The organism is Streptomyces sp. NPDC000941 (assembly GCF_053599555.1).
This window is the reverse complement of the sequence record NZ_JBSFMM010000543.1, coordinates 1-1,487: the sequence shown is the minus strand read 5'-3', so window position 1 is coordinate 1,487 and position 1,487 is coordinate 1. Positions and strand designations below refer to the sequence as shown.

Annotated in this window: 1 protein-coding gene; it reads right to left on the bottom strand. The window is 72.0% G+C overall.

Annotation, left to right across the window (positions count from 1 at the left end):
* Positions 1–1,487: beta-ketoacyl synthase N-terminal-like domain-containing protein (locus ACWDSL_RS53385; protein ID WP_450497006.1), on the bottom strand; the 1,487-nt coding region annotated here is incomplete at both ends.

Sequence of the window (1,487 nt, the reverse complement as noted above, 5' to 3'; positions counted from 1 at the left end):
CAGAACCCCGCACCACCGCCAGCACCCTGTGCCCGTTCCGCCGCGCATCCGACAACCGCTCCAGCAGCAGCACACCAACGCCCTCACCCCACCCCATGCCGTCGGCGGCAGCGGCGAACGCCTTGCACCGGCTGTCGTTCGACATCCCCCGCTGCCGCGAGAACTCCGTGAACACTCCCGGCGTCGCCATCACCGTGACGCCACCCGTCAGGGCCAGCGAGCACTCCCCCGCCCGCAGCGCCTGCACCGCCATGTGGATCGCCACCAGCGACGACGAACAGGCCGTGTTGACGCTCAGGGCTGGGCCCTCAAGCCCCAACTCGTAGGCCACCCGCCCCGAGACCACGGCCCCGTGGTTTCCGACCGCGATATAGCCGTCCATCTCGCTGCTCGACAGGGCGCTGATCATCATGTAGTCGCCCCCGGCCACGCCGACGAAGACGCCCGTGCTGGAGCCCGCCAGGCTGTGCGGGTCGATCCCGGCGTTCTCGACCGTCTCCCAGGCCGTCTCCAGAAGCAGCCGCTGCTGCGGATCCGTGGCCAACGCCTCACGCGCCGCGATGCCGAAGAATCCCGCGTCGAAATCGCCGGCGTCGGAAAGGAATGCCCCCTCGCGCGCGTAACTCGTCCCCGGCCTGTCCGGATCGGGGTCGAAGAGGTTTTCCAGATCCCAGCCACGGTCGGTCGGGAATGCCCCGATCGCGTCCCCTCCGGCCGCCAGCAGATCCCACAACCGGTCCGCATTGGTCGCGCCGCCCGGATAGCGGCACGCCATTCCCACGATCGCGATGGGATCGTCCGCCGCCGATTCCCGAGTCGGCGCGACGGCGTTCGCGCCGGGAGCCGCCTGCTCGCCGAAGAGTTCGGCGAGGACGAAGCGGGCCAGGTCGTCGGCGGTGGGGTAGTCGAAGATGAGGGTGGTCGGCAGCTGCATCCCGAGGCTGGAGCCGAGCTTGTTGCGCAGCTCGACGGCGGTGAGCGAGCTGAAGCCCATCTCGTTGAACGGCCGCCGCGCCGCGATCGCGTCCGGCGCGGCGTGGCCCAGGACGCTCGCCGCCAGCGCCCGCACGTGCTGCGTCAGCATCTGCCGCCGCTGGGCCGGCGCGGCCACCGCCTCAAGCTGACGGCGCAGTGGGCCGTCCCCCTCCGGGTTCTGCTCCTGCGTCGCCGTCTCGGCGATGCCGGGGATCTCAGCGAGCAGCTGGCTGGGCCGCTGGGCGGTGAAGGTCTGGGCGAAGTGCGCCCAGTCGATGTCGGCGACGGTGAGGACCGAGTCGCCCTGCGCGAGGGCGTCGCCGAGCACGCGCAGCGCGTCCTGCGGCGCCATCGCGCTGATGCCCCGCTCCTGGAAGGCGGAGGAGACGGCGTCGTTGGCGGCCATGCCGACCTCGCCCCAGGGGCCCCAGGCGATGGACAGGCCGGTCAGGCCTTCGGCGCGGCGGCGTTCGACGAGCGCGTCCAGGTGCGCGTTGGCCGCCGCGTACGCG